The organism is Aneurinibacillus sp. REN35, from assembly GCF_041379945.2.
Classification (GTDB): Bacteria; Bacillota; Bacilli; order Aneurinibacillales; family Aneurinibacillaceae; genus Aneurinibacillus.
Window position 1 is genome coordinate 247,982 of record NZ_JBFTXJ020000001.1, and the last position, 15,823, is coordinate 263,804.

Consider the following 15,823-nt stretch of genomic DNA (forward strand, 5'->3'; position numbering starts at 1 on the left):
CATGACATGGATGGAAACTTGTTTGTTCAATCCATCATTGATGGATTGTTAATGGGCGGAATCTACGGACTGATCGGTATCGGTCTTACCTTAATCTTTGGTGTAATGAAGATTATCAATTTTGCCCAAGGCGCATTCTTAATGCTTGGAATGTATGTATCATACTGGTGTTTTGCTCTATTGGGATTAAATCCCTACCTTTCTCTGCCTCTGAGTGCACTGACGCTGTTCCTGCTCGGGATGGCGGTGCAGCGCGGTGTAATGGAGAAAGCGATGGACGCGCCGGAACACAATCAATTGCTTATCACATTCGGTTTGATGTTGGTCATTGAGAATGTGGCAATGGTCGCATTCAGTCCGGATTTTCGCAGCGTAAAGGTTCCATGGCTGGAAAGTTCGCTGATGTTAGGCGATATTATCATCAATAAGCCGCGTCTGATTGCTTTTGCCTTTACGATTGCACTCACGGTTTGTCTGTATTGGTTCTTACACAAGACATATTTCGGCAAGGCTATTCGTGCATCCGCAATTAGCAAGCACGGAGCATCACTTGTCGGTATTAAAGTGAAAACGGTTAACTATGTCACCTTTGGTCTTGGTGCCGCACTGGCAGCAATAGCGGGATCGCTGATTACACCATTCTTCTATACAAGTCCGCATGCGGGCAGTGTGTTTGTCCTCAAAGCATTTGTTGTAGTTGTGCTCGGAGGATTGGGTAACTTCGGTGGTGCGCTGGCAGCCGGATTGATTATTGGAGTGGCCGAAGCGCTTGGAGGCGTACTGTTCACAGGGGATTGGAAGGAACTTGTGGCGTATGTGCTCTTTATCTTTATTCTTCTGTTCCGTCCGACAGGCTTATTTGGAGGTGCTGCACGATGAAATACAAAGGGCTTCTTGGGTCGCTTGCTCTGCTTGTTATCATGGCGCTTGTTCCGCTCTTCGTATCCGATGACTCGCTGCATGTACTCATTCTCATTCTGTTTTTTGCCTTTTTAAGCCAGGCGTGGAACATTATGAGCGGATACTCCGGGCAGTTCTCTTTTGGACATGCTGCTTTCTTCGGCACAGGTGCTTACATGTCGACGATGCTATTTGTAAAATATCAGGTCACACCCTGGGTCGGCTTGTTTATCGGCGCCGCAGTGGCCATGCTGATCGGCTTGTTCATCGGATTTCTATCGTTTCGCTACAAGCTAAAGGGAGCCTATTTTGCGCTTGCTACGCTGGCATTCGCAGAGATTCTGCGTATTGTAGTGCAGAATACGGAGCTGTTAAACAAGACAATGGGCTTTCTTATCCCGTTAAATATGGAACCAAAATGGTTTCAGTTCGAGTATCGCTTTGGTTACTACTATATCGCCTTGCTCATGGTTGCATTGATTACGATGCTTGTATATATGATTAGCCGCTCGCGTCTGGGATATAGCCTGATCGCCATTAGGGAAAACGAAGACGCCGCTCAATCGCTTGGCGTGAATACGTACCGCAACAAAATGATTGCTGTAGCGATCAGCTCGGCGCTTACGGCGGTCGGAGGTACTTTTTATGCACAGTACATTATGTTTATCGAGCCGCCGATGGTATTTTCTTCTGATATGTCCGTCAGCATTCTCCTCCCGGCGATTATTGGCGGGGTAGGAACCGTATTCGGTCCGATTGTCGGTGCATTCCTGATCATTCCACTGGGCGAGCTTACGACGATGTATTTAGGAAACTTTGCTGGGGCGAATCTTATCGCATACGGAATTATTATGCTACTGATTATCCTGTATCTACCGGAAGGGCTGGTCGGCTGGTATCAGAACCGGAGAAATAAGAAGCGGCAGGCGCTTAAGCAGGAGCCTTCGCAAAAGCCTGGTGTGAAAAACATCGCCTAGCCGACTGGGCGGCAGATGAGAGGGGGAACTATAGATGAGCTTACTTCAGGTAAAAAATGTAACAAAACGTTTTAAAGGGCTTGTGGCGGTCTCAAATGTAAGTCTGACATTGGAGCGTGGAGAGATTCTTGGACTGATCGGACCGAACGGAGCCGGTAAGACTACGCTGTTCAGCTCCATCTGCGGCTATCATGTGCCGGAAGAAGGCGAAGTATGGCTGAACGGAAAGGAAATCAGGGGCAAGAAACCGGAGTTCATCTGCAAAGAAGGAGTGGCTCGTACCTTCCAAATCGTACAGCCATTCGGAAACCTTACTTTGCTAGAGAATACGATGGTTGGCGCATTTAACCGGGTACGCAAGCGTGAGGAAGCTCAGGCGCTTGCACTCGAGAAGCTGGCCTTTGTCGGATTGGAGAAGAAAAAGGACATCCGGATGAAAGACTTGACGTTTGTTGAACAGAAAAAAGTAGAGATGGCGCGTGCGCTGGCATCCCAGCCTGCCCTGCTCTTTTTAGATGAAGTGATGTCTGGATTAAACCCGACAGAAGTGGAAGAGGTAATCGGATTGATCCGTAAAATCCGAGATGGCGGCACGTCCATTTTCTTTATCGAACATTTGATGGCGGCGGTAATGGCGCTGTCCGATCGTGTCCTCGTCATGCATCATGGTGAGAAGATTGCCGAAGGAAAGCCGGAGGAAGTCACCAAGGATGCCTTTGTTATCGAAGCTTACCTAGGAGGGGCGCTATGATGCTTGAAGTATCGAATGTTCAGGCCGGATACGGAAATCTACAAGTACTGCGCGGCATTGACTTTCATGTGCAAAAAGGAGAACTGGTCTCGGTTCTTGGCACGAATGGCGCAGGTAAGACGACTTTATTGCAAGCGATCTCCGGTCTTCACCAGCTCTCAGGCGGTACCATTACTTTTGAAGGGGAGCGGATTGACCACCTGCAGCCGCATCAGATTGTAGAGCGTGGTCTGATCCAGGTACCGGAAGGACGCAAACTTTTTACGGAGATGAATGTCTTAGAGAACCTGGAGTTGGGTGCTTTCACGAAGGAAGCGCGCAAAAAGTTCCAAGAAAATCTCGAATGGGTATATGAGTTGTTTCCGATTTTACTGGAGCGAAAAGGGCAACTTGTCGGCAGCATGAGCGGCGGACAGCAACAGATGGTTGCTATTGCCCGTGGACTGATGTCATGCCCTAAGCTATTGATTCTTGATGAGCCATCCATTGGGCTGTCTCCTCTACTGACAAAACAAGTGTTTGAAATTATTAAGAAGATCAAGGATCATGACGTAACCGTGCTGCTGGTAGAACAGAACGCATATGCCGCTATGGAATTATCTGATCGCGGCTATGTCATTGAAAATGGAAGAATCGTTATGAGCGGGGCGGCGGATGAGCTGTTAAATAACGATGAACTGAAGGCGGCTTATCTCGGCATGTAGCAGGAGGAGAGAGACGATGGGAGAGTCCGTAAAATCGTTAGAGAAGACACTGGATATTCTGGAGAGTTTTTCGCTAGATGAGCCGGTACTGACACTAACATCTATTCAGAGGAAGACAGGGCTGCCAAAGAGTACGGTGTTTCGACTTTTGCACACGCTTGAGAAGCGGAAGTATATACAGCAAAATGACACAACACAAAAGTATGAGCTGGGATTTAAATTTTTCACCTTGGGCAGTATTGTCCAAAATGCTTTTAATCTGCGTGAGATCGCTCTTTCTGTTATGCGCGAGCTAATGGAGAAGACCGATGAGACGATTGAGCTCAATATTCTTGAGGGAGGCCAGCGCGTGTGCATCGAGAAGGTCGATAGTCCACACACCGTCCGTAACTTTGTGCGGATCGGAGAGCAGCATGAGATTCATCAAGGCGCCTCTGGAAAGGTATTGTTTGCCCATGTATCTGAAGCAGAGCGTATTCGCCTCCTTGATCGTCTTCCCCTTGTCGGTGACGCTAAAGCAAAACTAGCGGAAGAATTGATGCGGATTAAGAAAGAGGGCGTCTGCGTAACACGTGAGGAGCGGATGAAAGGAAGCTTTGCGATTGCGGCGCCGATTTTTGACTATACCGGAGCTGCAATAGCAGGCTTAACACTGGCAGGGCCAATACAGCGTCTGACAGAAAACAACAGCGGACCGATGATTGCTGAGACGATACATGCGGCACGTCTTATATCTGAGAGAATGGGATATTATCGTGTTCCGCTTACCGTCGGAGCTGCTGCTATATCCGGGGAAGGAGGCGCTAGATGAATGCATATCAAACTGCTGGCGCATTCCTATCCGACTTTTCTTATGATCATCTCTCAAACGAAGCCAGGCAGGCGGTAAAACGGATTGTACTGGATTCGTTCGGCTGCATGGTGGCAGGAAGTCAGCTTCTGCAAGGTGCCGATGTCCTGGATGCACAGGATGGGATATATACGGTCGCAGGAATTGGCAGAAGCAGTCAGCGGGACATGGCTGTGGCACTGAATGGCAGTACAATGGTAGCAACAGAGATGGATGAAGGGCATGCAGCGGCAAAAGGACATCCTGCAGCCCACTTCTTTCCCGCTCTGCTGGCTGAAGCGGAAGAAAAAAAGTGTGATGGCAGGACGTTTATGACTGCTTTTGCCGCTTCTTATGAAATCACAGCTCGATTTGGCAGCGCTGTTACACTGCATCCGACGGTACACCCTCATGGCAATTGGGGGACAATCGGTAGTGCGGCGGCCGTAGCCAAATTAAATGATTTAGGTGTAGAGAAGCTGACACAGGCGCTGCTGCTTGGCGCATCCATGCCGCTTGGTTCTGCATGGACCTCCGCCTTTCTCGGGGCGACGGTACGCAATGGATATATCGGTGCAAGCAATGTCATCGGCGCGCTGGCCGCCCGTATGGCACAAGCAGGAATGGAGAGCCATCCTGCTGTAGTCGCTTCCTTGTATGAAACCATGCTCGGCTCTGCATTGGATATCAAGCGTCTGGGCAGCGAGTATGGCAACCGTCTTCTTTTGGAACATAATTATATGAAACTATATGCCTGCTGCCGCTTCGTTCATGGCGCAATTGATTGTATGCTTACAATCCAGAAGCGCTTTGAGAATGCTGCTGGTCGTCCGCTGCAGCCAGAAGATGTCATGCAGATTCAAGTGGAAACATATAAGTCAGCGTCCGCGCTCCGTGATTTGCGTCCGCCAAATGGGCTAGCAGCGAAGTTTTCGATTCCATTTTCACTTGCCATTCTGCTTGGTCTGGGCGGAGTAGAGCAAGAGCAATTTCGTGATGAAAATATGCAGGATGCGAGACTTCAGGCATTAGCCGATCGGGTATCCGTAACGGAAGCAGAAGAGCTTACCCGCTTGCTGCCGGATATTCGTGCCACTCGCATCATGCTTACGACGATAGATGGAGAGCGATGGAGTGAAGAAGTACACATCGTTACAGGTGACCCGGGTAGACCATTGACAGATCAGCAGCTGATAGCGAAGTTTCTCGCGCTTACCTCTCCTGTGCTGGGAGATGTGAGAGCAAAGGAAATCGTGCGTCGTGTCCAGGGACTAGAAGAGATAAAGAGTATGAGGGAGATTACAACGCTTTTGCTCCCTACTTCCGTATAAAGAATGGAGAGATAGAAGATGGAAGTGTTAGGCGCATTTGTAAATCAGGCCCGATGGGAAGATATAGAGCCATCCGCTGTACGTGCAGCAAAATATACACTGCTGGATTCATTAGCGGCCCAGTTGTTTGGCAACCGAGAGGAGGAGGTGCAGCGTCTTGCGCAGATGGCATCAAGTATCTCGCCAGGGGTATACCGTATTCTTGGTACCGAATGGACGGCCGGGTTATACGAGGCTGCATTTATAAACGGCTGCGGTTCGGTAGCAACGGAGATGGATGAGGGCAACCAATGGAGCAAAGGACACCCTGCTGCTCATGTCATTCCGACGCTGTTGACATATGCACAGAGCATGGATGCCTGCACAGGACAGCATTTTCTCCTCTCTTTAATTACCGGATATGAAGCGTGTTCGCGTTTTGGTCGGGCGGTAACGCTTCACCCCGACGCGCATGCCCATGGGACATGGGGAGTGATGGGAGCCGCCTCTGCCATTCTGCTTTTAGCCGGGGCAGAAGAAGAGGAATGGGTGGAAGGTGTGAAGCTGAGCGCATCGTTTGCCATGCCAACAATGTGGAACGCAGCGCTTGAGGGGGCTTTAATCCGCAATGTATATGCCGGTCAGGCCAGTGAATCCGGCATCCGCAGCCTGCAGCTTGTGCGCAGCGGATACCTGGCGCCAACGCAATCACTAGACTACATCTTCGGGTCTGTGCTCGGCAGTGCGTTTGATCGAGAAGCCATGCTTGCTGGTATGGGAGAGGGTTGGGAGATTGAACGTAATTATTTCAAACCGTATGCATTTTGCCGGTATGCCCATGCACCGCTCGATGCTTTTGCTTCTCTTTTAGCAGAGCATTCCCTTAACCAAGAGGAAATTGAACAGGTAGAGGTACGCACCTACAGCCGTGCAGCCACCCTTTCTAATCAAGCTCCGCATAATGTGTTGGCGGCGAAGTTCTCCATTCCGTACGCGCTAGCTGTACGATTATGGTCCGGCATAGCCGATCATACGGTATTTGCGGACCGATGGCTTGGGAATGAGGAAGTCCGAGCGTTTGCTAGAAAAGTAACGGTGCGAAATGATAGTGAACTAGAAAAGGAATATCCTTCCATTATGCCAGCCGTTGTGACGATAACCTGTACAGATGGCCGGGTATATGAAGCGCGCTGTGACATTGCAGAAGGCGGACCGGGCAAAGCGTTCACTCCAGAAGCACTCATTGCGAAGTTTCGCGCGTTGACAGCAGGCATTCTATCACCTGCTAGACAAGATGAGCTTATCGCATTCGTTGAGAATATGGAACAGGAAGTAGACATCACCCCATTATTTGCTTTGTGTGTACCAGATGCCTTATAGGTATAAATTTTTTGTTTGATTTTCGGAACTAGTTCCGTATCGTGAAACTTACAATCGTCAGATCAACAGGAGGAATGGTAGGATGGGAAAGACATTGGTACAGAAAGTCATCGAACGTGCAAGCGGTACACCTGATGTCCGTCCGAACCAAATCGTAAATGTCAACATTGATTTGGCCATGATGCATGACTCGGGCGGTCCACGCCGTATCCATAAAAACTTAGCGCGGCTTGGACGGAAGGTATGGAATCCAGACCACGTTGTCGTCATTGGGGATCACTTCGTGCCGGCGAGCGGACCGGCGGAGGCCGAGATCTTAAAGCTAACGCGGGAATGGGTAAAGGAGCAAGGGATTTCACGTTACCATGAAGGAGAAGGGATCTGTCATATCGTACCTGTGGAGAGAGGATATATTAAGCCGGGGATGATGTATGTCGGGGGGGACTCCCATTCGACTACAGCCGGGGCTGTAGGGGCCTTTGCGATTGCCTTGGGATCTACTGACATGCTCGGTGTAATGGCTACGGGACAGACATGGATTAAGGTGCCGGAGACAATTCTGATTGAATGGGCAGGGCAGCTTGCTCCGTATACGATGGCCAAAGACATGATGCTTGCAGCCATTGGACGTCTCGGCGGAGACGGAGCCACGTATCGAGCGGTGGAGTATGCAGGTGAGGCGGTAGATGCACTGAACATGGATGAGCGGCTTGTTCTATCCAACATGGCTATCGAGCTTGGTGCAAAGGCGGGCGTGATTGCACCGAATGATATTGTATTTGATTATCTGGATGAACGTCATGTAACAGGGTATGAACCCGTATACTCGGATGAGGATGCTGCATATATGGAACATCACACATTTGATGCTAGCGCCCTTGAGCCATTGGTAGCGCGTCCGCATGCACCGGAGAATGTAAGCTTGGCGCGAGAGATCGAGGCAGAGAGGCTGCCCATTAACCAGGCGTATATCGGGGCGTGTACGGGAGCGAAGTATACAGATTTGAAAGCGGCAGCCGATGTGCTGAAGGGACAACGCGTGGCACCGAATGTACGGCTTATGGTAGCTCCATCATCCACACGTGTAATGGAACGAGCTATGCAGGATGGTATCTTGGCAACACTGCTGGCGGCAGGCGCTACTCTGCTTCCATCTGCTTGCGGTGCTTGTGCAGGGCTTGGATTGGGCGTGTTAGCATCGAAGGAGCGGTGCATCTCGACAACAAATCGGAATTTCCAGGGGCGCATGGGCGCAAGGGATGCGGAAGTATTTCTTGCTTCACCATATACGGTCGCAGCTTCCGCAGTGACCGGATACATCAGTGATCCGCGTACAGTTCTCGACCGGATTCGCATGCAGAAAGGGGAGAGTGTCCATGAAGGTTAGGGGGCGCGTATGGATATTTGGCGATGATATTAATACGGATGTTATCGCGCCGGGCCAGTATTTAAAGCTAACGAGCCAGGAGTTGGCGGCCCATGTAATGGAAGGGATCGATCCGTCATTTGCTTCCAAGGTTCAGCCAGGTGATATTATCATCGCTGGCAAGAACTTTGGCTGCGGCTCCAGCAGGGAATCAGCACCGGACGCACTCAAGCATGCGGGTATAGGTGCAATTGTCTGCAAGTTTTCCGCTCGTATTTTCTACCGCAATGCAATCAATCTCGGTCTTCCGGTATTGGAGTACGATGGTGAATTCCCTGTCGAAGAAGGCGACATGGTAGAGATTGAACTTGAAAGCGGTACGGTAACGAATGAGACACAGGGAGTTACTGTACAGGCTGAAGCATTTCCGGAGCATATTATTACGATTCTGCAAAAAGGCGGCCTCGTGCCGTATCTTGAAGATACATTCCGCAATCAATCTACAAATAGGTAAGGAGAGAGCAGCATGGCAAATCCAGCATTGAAGCAGGCATTACAAAAAGAAAGCATCGTGATTGCTCCCGGCGCTTATGATGCATTAACAGCAAAACTGGTAGAATGTGCAGGCTTTCCTGCCGTCTATATGTCGGGAGCCGGTGTTTCCTACAGTCAGTTGGCATCCCCGGATATCGGTTTGCTTACACAGACAGAGATGGCTCAGCAGGCAGCTCGCCTTGCAGATGCGGTACAGATCCCGGTTATAGCCGATGGTGATACGGGCTTTGGCAACGCGTTGAATGTACGGCGAACGATTCAACTGTATGAGCGTGCAGGCGTGTCTGCTATTCAGATGGAAGATCAGACATTTCCAAAGAAATGCGGACATATGCAGAAGAAGTCGCTTGTATCTACCGAAGAGATGGTAGCTAAAATTAAAGCGGCGGTGGATGCGCGTACTGACGAGGATTTTCTTATCATTGCACGGACGGATGCGCGCGGTGTATCCGGAATGACCGAGGCGCTAGAGCGAGCACATCGTTACCAAGAGGCAGGCGCGGATATATTATTTGTAGAAGCGCCTCAATCTGAAGAAGAACTGCGTGATGTTGCGGGACAATTTGAGATTCCGTTGATGGCTAATATGGTAGAAGGCGGGAAAACTCCAATTATTCCGGCCGATCGTCTGCAAGAGATGGGCTATCAACTCGTGATTTATCCAAATACGATTACACGCTTCTATATGAAACAAGCGCTCAGGATTCTGCATACACTAAAAGAGGATGGCACAAGTCACGGCTATCAGCATGAGATGATGCTGTTTGATGAAATTAACGAACTGCTTGGCCTTGCCAAAGTGAAGGAACTTGAAGAAAAATATACATTTTAATAGAACGCCAAAAAATAGATGATGATCTCGCTTTTGGGATTGTCATCTATTTTTTTATGGTATTCGTGCTGCGCATTTGCCCGTTTTCTATACCGTACTTGATAGAGGCATACGAAAGGGTTATAAATAAATAGAACGTTGTATTTTGTAATTTCTGAATTTTTAGTTGAAATGTAATCAGGAAGGAGCGGGGTTTATGAAGAAGGAACATACTCATGTTCGGGTCGCTGTTGTGCAGGCGGCGCCTGTAGTGATGGACCGGGAAGCAACGACTGAGAAAACGGTTGATTTGATTGAAAAGGCAGCTCGGCAGGGAGCTAAGCTTGTTTTATTTCCAGAAGCATTTATTCCTGCGTACCCTCGCGGCTTAACATTTGGAGCACGTGTAGGCAGTCGTTCTCCGGAAGGGCGAGCTGACTTTCTCCGTTATTGGGAAAATGCCGTTCCGGTGCCTGGTGAAGTAACGGAGCGTGTGGGCGAGGCTGCGCGCAAAGCCGGTGTGTATGTAGTGGTCGGTGTAATTGAGCGGGATACGGAGAATAGCGGGGGCACACTGTATTGTACGGCATTATTCTTCGGACCTGATGGCACCCTGTTAGGAAAGCACCGTAAGCTAAAACCGACAGGGTCAGAGCGGTTAATATGGGGAGAAGGCGATGGCAGTACCCTGCCTGTATTTGATACACCATTCGGCAAAATCGGAACACTCATCTGCTGGGAGAATTATATGCCGTTAGCCCGTGCGGCTATGTATGCTAAAGGCGTACAGATTTATCTGGCTCCTACGGCTGATTTCAGGGATACATGGCAGGCTACCATTCGCCATATTGCAGTGGAGGGTCGCTGCTTTGTCCTCTCCTGCAACCAATATGTTACCAAAGATATGTATCCAACAGACTTGGCGGGCTATCATGAGTTGGAGTCCATGCCGCATGAGATCAGTCCGGGCGGCAGTGCTGTTGTAGGGCCGCTTGGGGAATATATTGTAGAGCCGGTATCGGGGCGTGAGGATATCCTGTTTGCTGATTTGGATATGGGCTTGATTCCTTACAGCCGTTTTGATTTCGATGCGGTTGGACATTATGCGAGGCCGGATGTTTTTCAGTTGCTTGTAAATGAAGAAAAGCAGGAAAGTGTCAGGTGGAAAAGTCTAAAAGAAGAATAAACAACGAAGAACGCTCCTGGGTTAAGCAGGAGCGTTCTTGCTTATAAAGTGGCTCACGTTTCTTCTCGAATCGTCAGCAGCAGCGTGATAAGAGAAAAGCTGATAAAGGCAAGGAGCGGGATGGTAATAAATCCAAGCCAATTGATATATTGGCCGCTGCATGGTACACCTGTTGTGCATGGAAGTACATTTTGCATTCCCGGCACCTTTTGTTGCAAATAATGAAACAGTGAAATGCACATTCCAATTATGCTCAGTACCCGGGCATACATGACGATCCCCTGATCATCCCGATAGGCGCCCATGCCGAGCAGAATAGCAAGCGGATACATGAAAATACGCTGAAACCAGCACAGCTTGCACGGCTCAAACCGCATGACTTCACTAAAATATAAACTTCCACATAGTGCAATCATCGAGATGACCCAGGCCAGATAGAGACGATATGCTTGCAAGAAGTGAAGCGTCCGGGTGCGTATCATTTGCCGGTACTCTCTTTCGCTTTCAAGATAATATCTTTAATGGCAGCATAATCGAATGTAGCGTCAACAGGAAGTGCCTGCCCATTAATATAAAGGGTTGGCGTACCACCAATTCCAAGCTTTCTGACGATCGCTTCATCATCTTGTACCGCTTTGGCAAATGCTTCACTCTCAATGTCTGTTTTCAACTTAGTATAATCAACATCAACATGAGCCTCTTTCGCGATCTGCACCAAAGCATCTGCGGTCGCCCATGTATCACGTTCGTCACCCTGCTTGGCATAGACGGCTTGATAGAAAGGCCAGAAAGCTTGCGGATTCTGACTGTATACCGCTTCCCCCGCCATTGCCGCTGTGCGTGAATCCGCTTCAGGGCTAACGATTGGGTAATTAATAAAGTGAAATTGAGCGATTCCGCTATCAATGAAATCTTTTTGCAATTGCGGCAGAATCGTTTGCTTGAAATGCTGACAAGCCGGACATTTGAAGTCAGCAAATTCTACGATTTTAACCGGAGCATCCTTTGCGCCCAAGGCAGGCTGTGTTTCATAGCGGAATTCCTTGGCATCTACAGGTTCTGCCGTCTGTGAACCTGATAATGCACCATACGCGATAAGGGCGATACAGACCAGTAGAATGATGGCAAGTGTGTAGCCCATGAGACGTTGCATTTTCTTTTTCTGTACTGTTTCCTTTTGCTGCTGTTGCTTTTTGACTTGCTGGCGTGTATTTTTCTTCCCCATGATTTCCTCCCAGCTTCGATTGTATCATTCGTTCTTTATAATCTTCCAATACTATGATAGAGAAATCAACCATAAAGAAAATCATGGAAAAAATGTTGACATGTTATTTTGCATTGCATAATATCTTATTAAAAGTAATTAGGTTATTTTTTGTTTGTTTTGATATTTACATACGCAGGAGGGATAAACCATGGAAAATCACACGATGACAGGACAACTGCTCGAAGAAGTGGTGAAGGCGAGAAGATCGGCAAATAATTTTGATCCTACCATACAAATATCAAGGGAAGAGTTAGAAGAGATGTTTGCGCTGGCAAAGCTCGCTCCGTCAGCATATAACCTGCAGCACACCCATTATGTAGTTGTGGATGATAACGAACGTAAACTGGAAGTAAAAGAGGCTGCATACCGTCAGCACAAAGTAGAAACCGCATCTGCAGCTATCGTTGTACTAGGTGATACACAGGCGTACACTGATGCTGCTCGAATTTATGAAGGCATGGTACGGCTTGGCATGATGGATGAGCAGGGATATAAGCAATTGGTCGATTCCATTTATACAGCATATGAGAACAAAGAATTTCAAAAAGAAGAAGCCATCCGCAATGCATCTCTTTCTGCCATGCAGTTTATGCTGATCGCAAAAAGCAAAGGCTGGGATACATGCCCGATGATTGGCTTTGATGTACAGAAGATTAAACAAGTACTGCACATTCCAGAACGGTTCATTCCTGTGATGATGATTACAATTGGCAAGGAAAAAACGAATCATCCACGGCCAAGAGGATACAGAAAGCCAATTGGAGAGTTTGTTCATTATGGGGCGTTTTCTTCCTAAGCATACAACTGCAAGCGTAGAGGAAACGATAGATTATGCAAAAAGCCGTCTGCTGATAGACGGCTTTTTGATATAGGTCTATCCTATGAAATTCTTTAAAAAAGAAGGGGAGGCGAAGGAGATGTGAGCTAGGCAGGTATAATTGCGGATAGTGGCTTATTTTAAGGTTTTATCTATTTAGAATTTTCGGTATAATAAAAGAACATTAAGAAAAACCTTCTTAAACCAACGACATACAGAATGGATGTGATGTCTATGATTGCAGAGGGTAAAATTCAATGGATGCTTGCTCCGGGTAAGTAGTGAAGGCGACGTACACAGCAGGCGAATAACGGTAGGAGGAAGCGGTGAAACTTCCAAATAGCGTTAGGGGTGTACCGGTACTTAAACTAAAAAAGAAAGGAACTTGTAAATTGAATAGCGAGGAACTACCGACGTAGCCCTGTGTTCTCTGTTTTATGAAGAGCACAGGGCTACGTCTTTATATTGTATACATATATTATTTCTTATCTTGGCGCTGTAAATGTAACAAAGAAAAAGGTTTGAAAAGTATGGATTAGTGGTCTTGAAAAGAAAGGGCAGTAGAATATATTCGTCTGCTGCTAAGGAGAGGAGATCACACATATGAATAGAGACGAATTAAACAGTAAGATTGTAGAGCTTAAAAAAAGGGTCGACTCTGGCGATGTTAAGCTGAGTGATTCCGTTGCGAAAGATTTGGAACGTATTACTAATCATACTGACGACGTTACCCGGCTTGATGACCTCACACCGGAAATTAGGGCAGCGGTAAAGACATTGGATGTAAATAAAAAATAGAGCAGTGAGCATAAAAGGGCTGTCTAAAAAGTCCTTTTACGAGTAAAATGCACACAAAATTAAAAGCCAAGAATGTTGATGTAACAGCATTCTTGGCTTTTCCTTTTATCAAGGTTTCGACTGAAATATGGCTTTTCGAGATTCTACTTTTTATAAATTTATAAAAAATAGAATTGAAGTACTTCTGCAAGCATTATGATCATGTAGAACAAAAAGATTAGTTGTTTATTCGATGGAAACAAGACCGTAATTCTAAAAAATAGAATAGATAAAGAAACGTTAATTGCAGCGGCTGTCCATCTATTTCATTCGGCATGAAATTTGCTTGTATTATCGATAAGGAAAGGGGTGAGAGGCGATGGACACGATGATTATTTGCAGATGCGAGGAGGTTATGCTGCATACCATTCAACAATGCATCGAAAATACCGGGGCTTCCACATCCAAAGAAGTGAAACTGTGTACAAGAGCGGGAATGGGGATCTGTCAGGGACGAACATGCGGTCTGCTTATCGAACGGCTTCTTGCACAGAGTGGGGCGCTTGATGTTCCGCCGCTCGCAAGTAAACATAATGTTCCTGTACGTCCTTTATTGCTTGGCGAGCTTAGTGGCCGATGTACAGAGAGAGGAGGAGGGAGATGAGAGTATGGCATCATCCTGTGCTTGGCTCACTGACTGAGCAGAAGGAAGTCGAAATTTTATTTGATGGAAGCACGTATCATGCTTTTGCAGGTGAGTCGATTGCAGCGGCTCTGCTTGCCAATGGTGTGCGAACACTGCGCTATACAGAGAGTAAGGGGGAACCTCGCGGGATCTACTGCGGCATTGGTCATTGCTATGAATGTCGAGTAGAAGTAAACGGTATACGAAGCATCCGTGCTTGTATCACTCCGGTGACTGACGGCATGGTGATCTCTTCACAGGGAGGAGAGAGAGATGGATGCTGATCTGGTAGTAGTTGGTGCGGGAGCAGCGGGATTAAGCGCAGCAGCAAGGACGGCTGCCTACGGTGCCCAGGTTGTTGTGGTGGATGAGAATCCGTATGCGGGCGGAAAGCTTCCGGGACAGCTTCACGAATCACCGGGTCATGGCTGGTGGAAAGGCGGTGAGATTGCCAATCGTCTCCGGGAGGAGGTGGAATCGGCGGGTGGCCGAATTATTCAAGAACGGGAGGTATGGGGCATCTCTCCAGGATTTCATGTTCTGCTTAATTACCAAGAGGAGCTTCGAGCCCCCTATATTTTATTGGCTACCGGAGCTTTGGAACGTCCGATACCGATGCCGGGCTGGACGCTTCCTGGGGTTATGGCTGTAGGGGCAGCGCAAGTGATGACGAATATACACAGGGTACTTCCAGGGAAGAAGGTGCTAATTGTCGGGATCGACGTGCTATCCATGACAATTGCAAGACAGCTAAAAATGGCTGGTGCAGAAGTGGTGGGTCTTGTTCTTCCGCCTTCTGGAATTTTTAGTGGGGAAAAAGCAAACCCTGTTTCCCAAATTTCATTGCTTGCTGGCATGGCTGACCTGGCTCCTACGACATTGCTGCGCTTGGCGGGGCGGGCTGCAAGCACACCGGTGATGCATCGTCTGGGTGCCGCGCTCTATCCTGCAAAGGGCATGCGAGTATGGGAGATTCCACTTATGCTTCGTAAAGCAGCGCTTGAGATTCGTGGCCGTCAGGCAGTAGAGTCAGTTGTTCTTGCGGATGTGACTTCAAAGGGAGAGATCATTGAAAACAGCAGGCATGAGGTTGCTGTCGATTGTGTCTGTATATCAGGAGGATTGGCACCGCTTGGCGAGTTGGCGTCTTCTATAGGCTGCACCTTTACCCATATCCCAGAGCTTGGCGGGCATGTACCGCTTCATAGTCCTCTTCTTGAGACGGATCGAGAAAATGTATTTGTAGCTGGGAACATTACGGGGATTGAAGGAGCCAACGTAGCTATGGCCCAAGGTGAGCTGGCAGGAACAGCGATTGCGGCTAAACTTGGCTTACTTGGACAGAAAAAAGAGGCAAAGCTTATGGAGGCCCAACATAATGTCAACATTACGCGTGAAAGAGCGGATATTCAGTTCATGCCCAATATTCTAAAGGGAAGAGAAGCGATGGAAGCCGCATGGAACGAAATGTTCCTGCATTCTTCTATGACATAAACCGAGTAGCAGAC

18 protein-coding genes are annotated in these 15,823 nt (G+C 48.1%); 16 read left to right on the top strand and 2 right to left on the bottom strand.

The genetic code is table 11. The features are described from left to right. Positions 1-6: 6 nt before the first annotated feature. The 11 genes from AB3351_RS01225 (at position 7) to AB3351_RS01275 (ending at position 10,769) form a co-directional block, all read left to right on the top strand. Entirely contained in the window at positions 7-879 is an 873-nt protein-coding gene (locus AB3351_RS01225; RefSeq protein WP_371145291.1) for a branched-chain amino acid ABC transporter permease, read from the top strand. Beyond that, positions 876-1,877, top strand: coding sequence for a branched-chain amino acid ABC transporter permease (locus AB3351_RS01230; RefSeq protein ID WP_371145292.1), 1,002 nt, complete (start codon positions 876-878; stop codon positions 1,875-1,877). The genes AB3351_RS01225 and AB3351_RS01230 overlap by 4 nt, the downstream gene beginning before the upstream one ends. 34 nt (positions 1,878-1,911) lie before the next feature. Next, the gene (locus AB3351_RS01235) at positions 1,912-2,628 is read left to right on the top strand and encodes an ABC transporter ATP-binding protein (protein WP_371145293.1); all 717 of its coding nucleotides are present in this window, start codon (positions 1,912-1,914) and stop codon (positions 2,626-2,628) included. Then, on the top strand, positions 2,628-3,332 hold the full coding sequence (locus AB3351_RS01240; RefSeq protein ID WP_371145668.1) for an ABC transporter ATP-binding protein: 705 nt from the start codon (positions 2,628-2,630) through the stop codon (positions 3,330-3,332). The genes AB3351_RS01235 and AB3351_RS01240 overlap by 1 nt, the downstream gene beginning before the upstream one ends. Positions 3,333-3,348: 16 nt before the next feature. After that, a complete protein-coding gene (locus AB3351_RS01245; RefSeq protein WP_371145294.1) occupies positions 3,349-4,143 on the top strand; it encodes an IclR family transcriptional regulator in 795 nt (264 codons plus the stop codon). Continuing rightward, positions 4,140-5,492, top strand: coding sequence for an MmgE/PrpD family protein (locus tag AB3351_RS01250; protein WP_371145295.1), 1,353 nt, complete (start codon positions 4,140-4,142; stop codon positions 5,490-5,492). The genes AB3351_RS01245 and AB3351_RS01250 overlap by 4 nt, the downstream gene beginning before the upstream one ends. An 18-nt stretch (positions 5,493-5,510) precedes the next feature. Then, on the top strand, positions 5,511-6,851 hold the full coding sequence (locus AB3351_RS01255; RefSeq protein WP_371145296.1) for an MmgE/PrpD family protein: 1,341 nt from the start codon (positions 5,511-5,513) through the stop codon (positions 6,849-6,851). 82 nt (positions 6,852-6,933) lie between these two features. Continuing rightward, entirely contained in the window at positions 6,934-8,238 is a 1,305-nt protein-coding gene (locus tag AB3351_RS01260; protein WP_371145297.1) for a 3-isopropylmalate dehydratase large subunit, read from the top strand. Next, complete coding sequence (locus tag AB3351_RS01265; protein WP_371145298.1) at positions 8,228-8,731, top strand: 3-isopropylmalate dehydratase small subunit; 504 nt, start codon at positions 8,228-8,230, stop codon at positions 8,729-8,731. Before AB3351_RS01260 ends, AB3351_RS01265 begins: the two co-directional genes overlap by 11 nt. A gap of 12 nt (positions 8,732-8,743) precedes the next feature. After that, on the top strand, positions 8,744-9,604 hold the full coding sequence (locus AB3351_RS01270) for an isocitrate lyase/PEP mutase family protein (RefSeq protein ID WP_371145299.1): 861 nt from the start codon (positions 8,744-8,746) through the stop codon (positions 9,602-9,604). 196 nt (positions 9,605-9,800) lie between these two features. Continuing rightward, a complete protein-coding gene (locus AB3351_RS01275) occupies positions 9,801-10,769 on the top strand; it encodes a carbon-nitrogen hydrolase family protein (protein WP_371145300.1) in 969 nt (322 codons plus the stop codon). A gap of 53 nt (positions 10,770-10,822) precedes the next feature. Here the strand turns inward: AB3351_RS01275 and AB3351_RS01280 are convergent, their stop codons facing one another. After that, a complete protein-coding gene (locus AB3351_RS01280; RefSeq protein ID WP_371145301.1) occupies positions 10,823-11,251 on the bottom strand; it encodes a disulfide oxidoreductase in 429 nt (142 codons plus the stop codon). Continuing rightward, complete coding sequence (locus AB3351_RS01285; protein ID WP_371145302.1) at positions 11,248-11,994, bottom strand: DsbA family protein; 747 nt, start codon at positions 11,992-11,994, stop codon at positions 11,248-11,250. Before AB3351_RS01285 ends, AB3351_RS01280 begins: the two co-directional genes overlap by 4 nt. 190 nt (positions 11,995-12,184) lie before the next feature. Here AB3351_RS01285 and AB3351_RS01290 point away from each other — a divergent pair, with 190 nt between their 5' ends. The 5 genes from AB3351_RS01290 (at position 12,185) to AB3351_RS01310 (ending at position 15,809) form a co-directional block, all read left to right on the top strand. Continuing rightward, positions 12,185-12,832: a nitroreductase family protein gene (locus tag AB3351_RS01290; protein WP_371145303.1), complete on the top strand. Its 648-nt coding sequence runs from the start codon at positions 12,185-12,187 to the stop codon at positions 12,830-12,832. 624 nt (positions 12,833-13,456) lie between these two features. Further along, on the top strand, positions 13,457-13,651 hold the full coding sequence (locus tag AB3351_RS01295) for a hypothetical protein (protein WP_371145304.1): 195 nt from the start codon (positions 13,457-13,459) through the stop codon (positions 13,649-13,651). A 358-nt stretch (positions 13,652-14,009) separates the two neighbouring features. Further along, on the top strand, positions 14,010-14,294 hold the full coding sequence (locus AB3351_RS01300; protein WP_371145305.1) for a (2Fe-2S)-binding protein: 285 nt from the start codon (positions 14,010-14,012) through the stop codon (positions 14,292-14,294). After that, positions 14,291-14,599, top strand: coding sequence for a (2Fe-2S)-binding protein (locus AB3351_RS01305; protein ID WP_371145306.1), 309 nt, complete (start codon positions 14,291-14,293; stop codon positions 14,597-14,599). The genes AB3351_RS01300 and AB3351_RS01305 overlap by 4 nt, the downstream gene beginning before the upstream one ends. After that, positions 14,589-15,809, top strand: a complete 1,221-nt coding sequence (locus AB3351_RS01310) for an NAD(P)/FAD-dependent oxidoreductase (protein WP_371145307.1) — start codon at positions 14,589-14,591, stop codon at positions 15,807-15,809. Before AB3351_RS01305 ends, AB3351_RS01310 begins: the two co-directional genes overlap by 11 nt. The last annotated feature ends 14 nt before the right edge of the window (positions 15,810-15,823 follow it).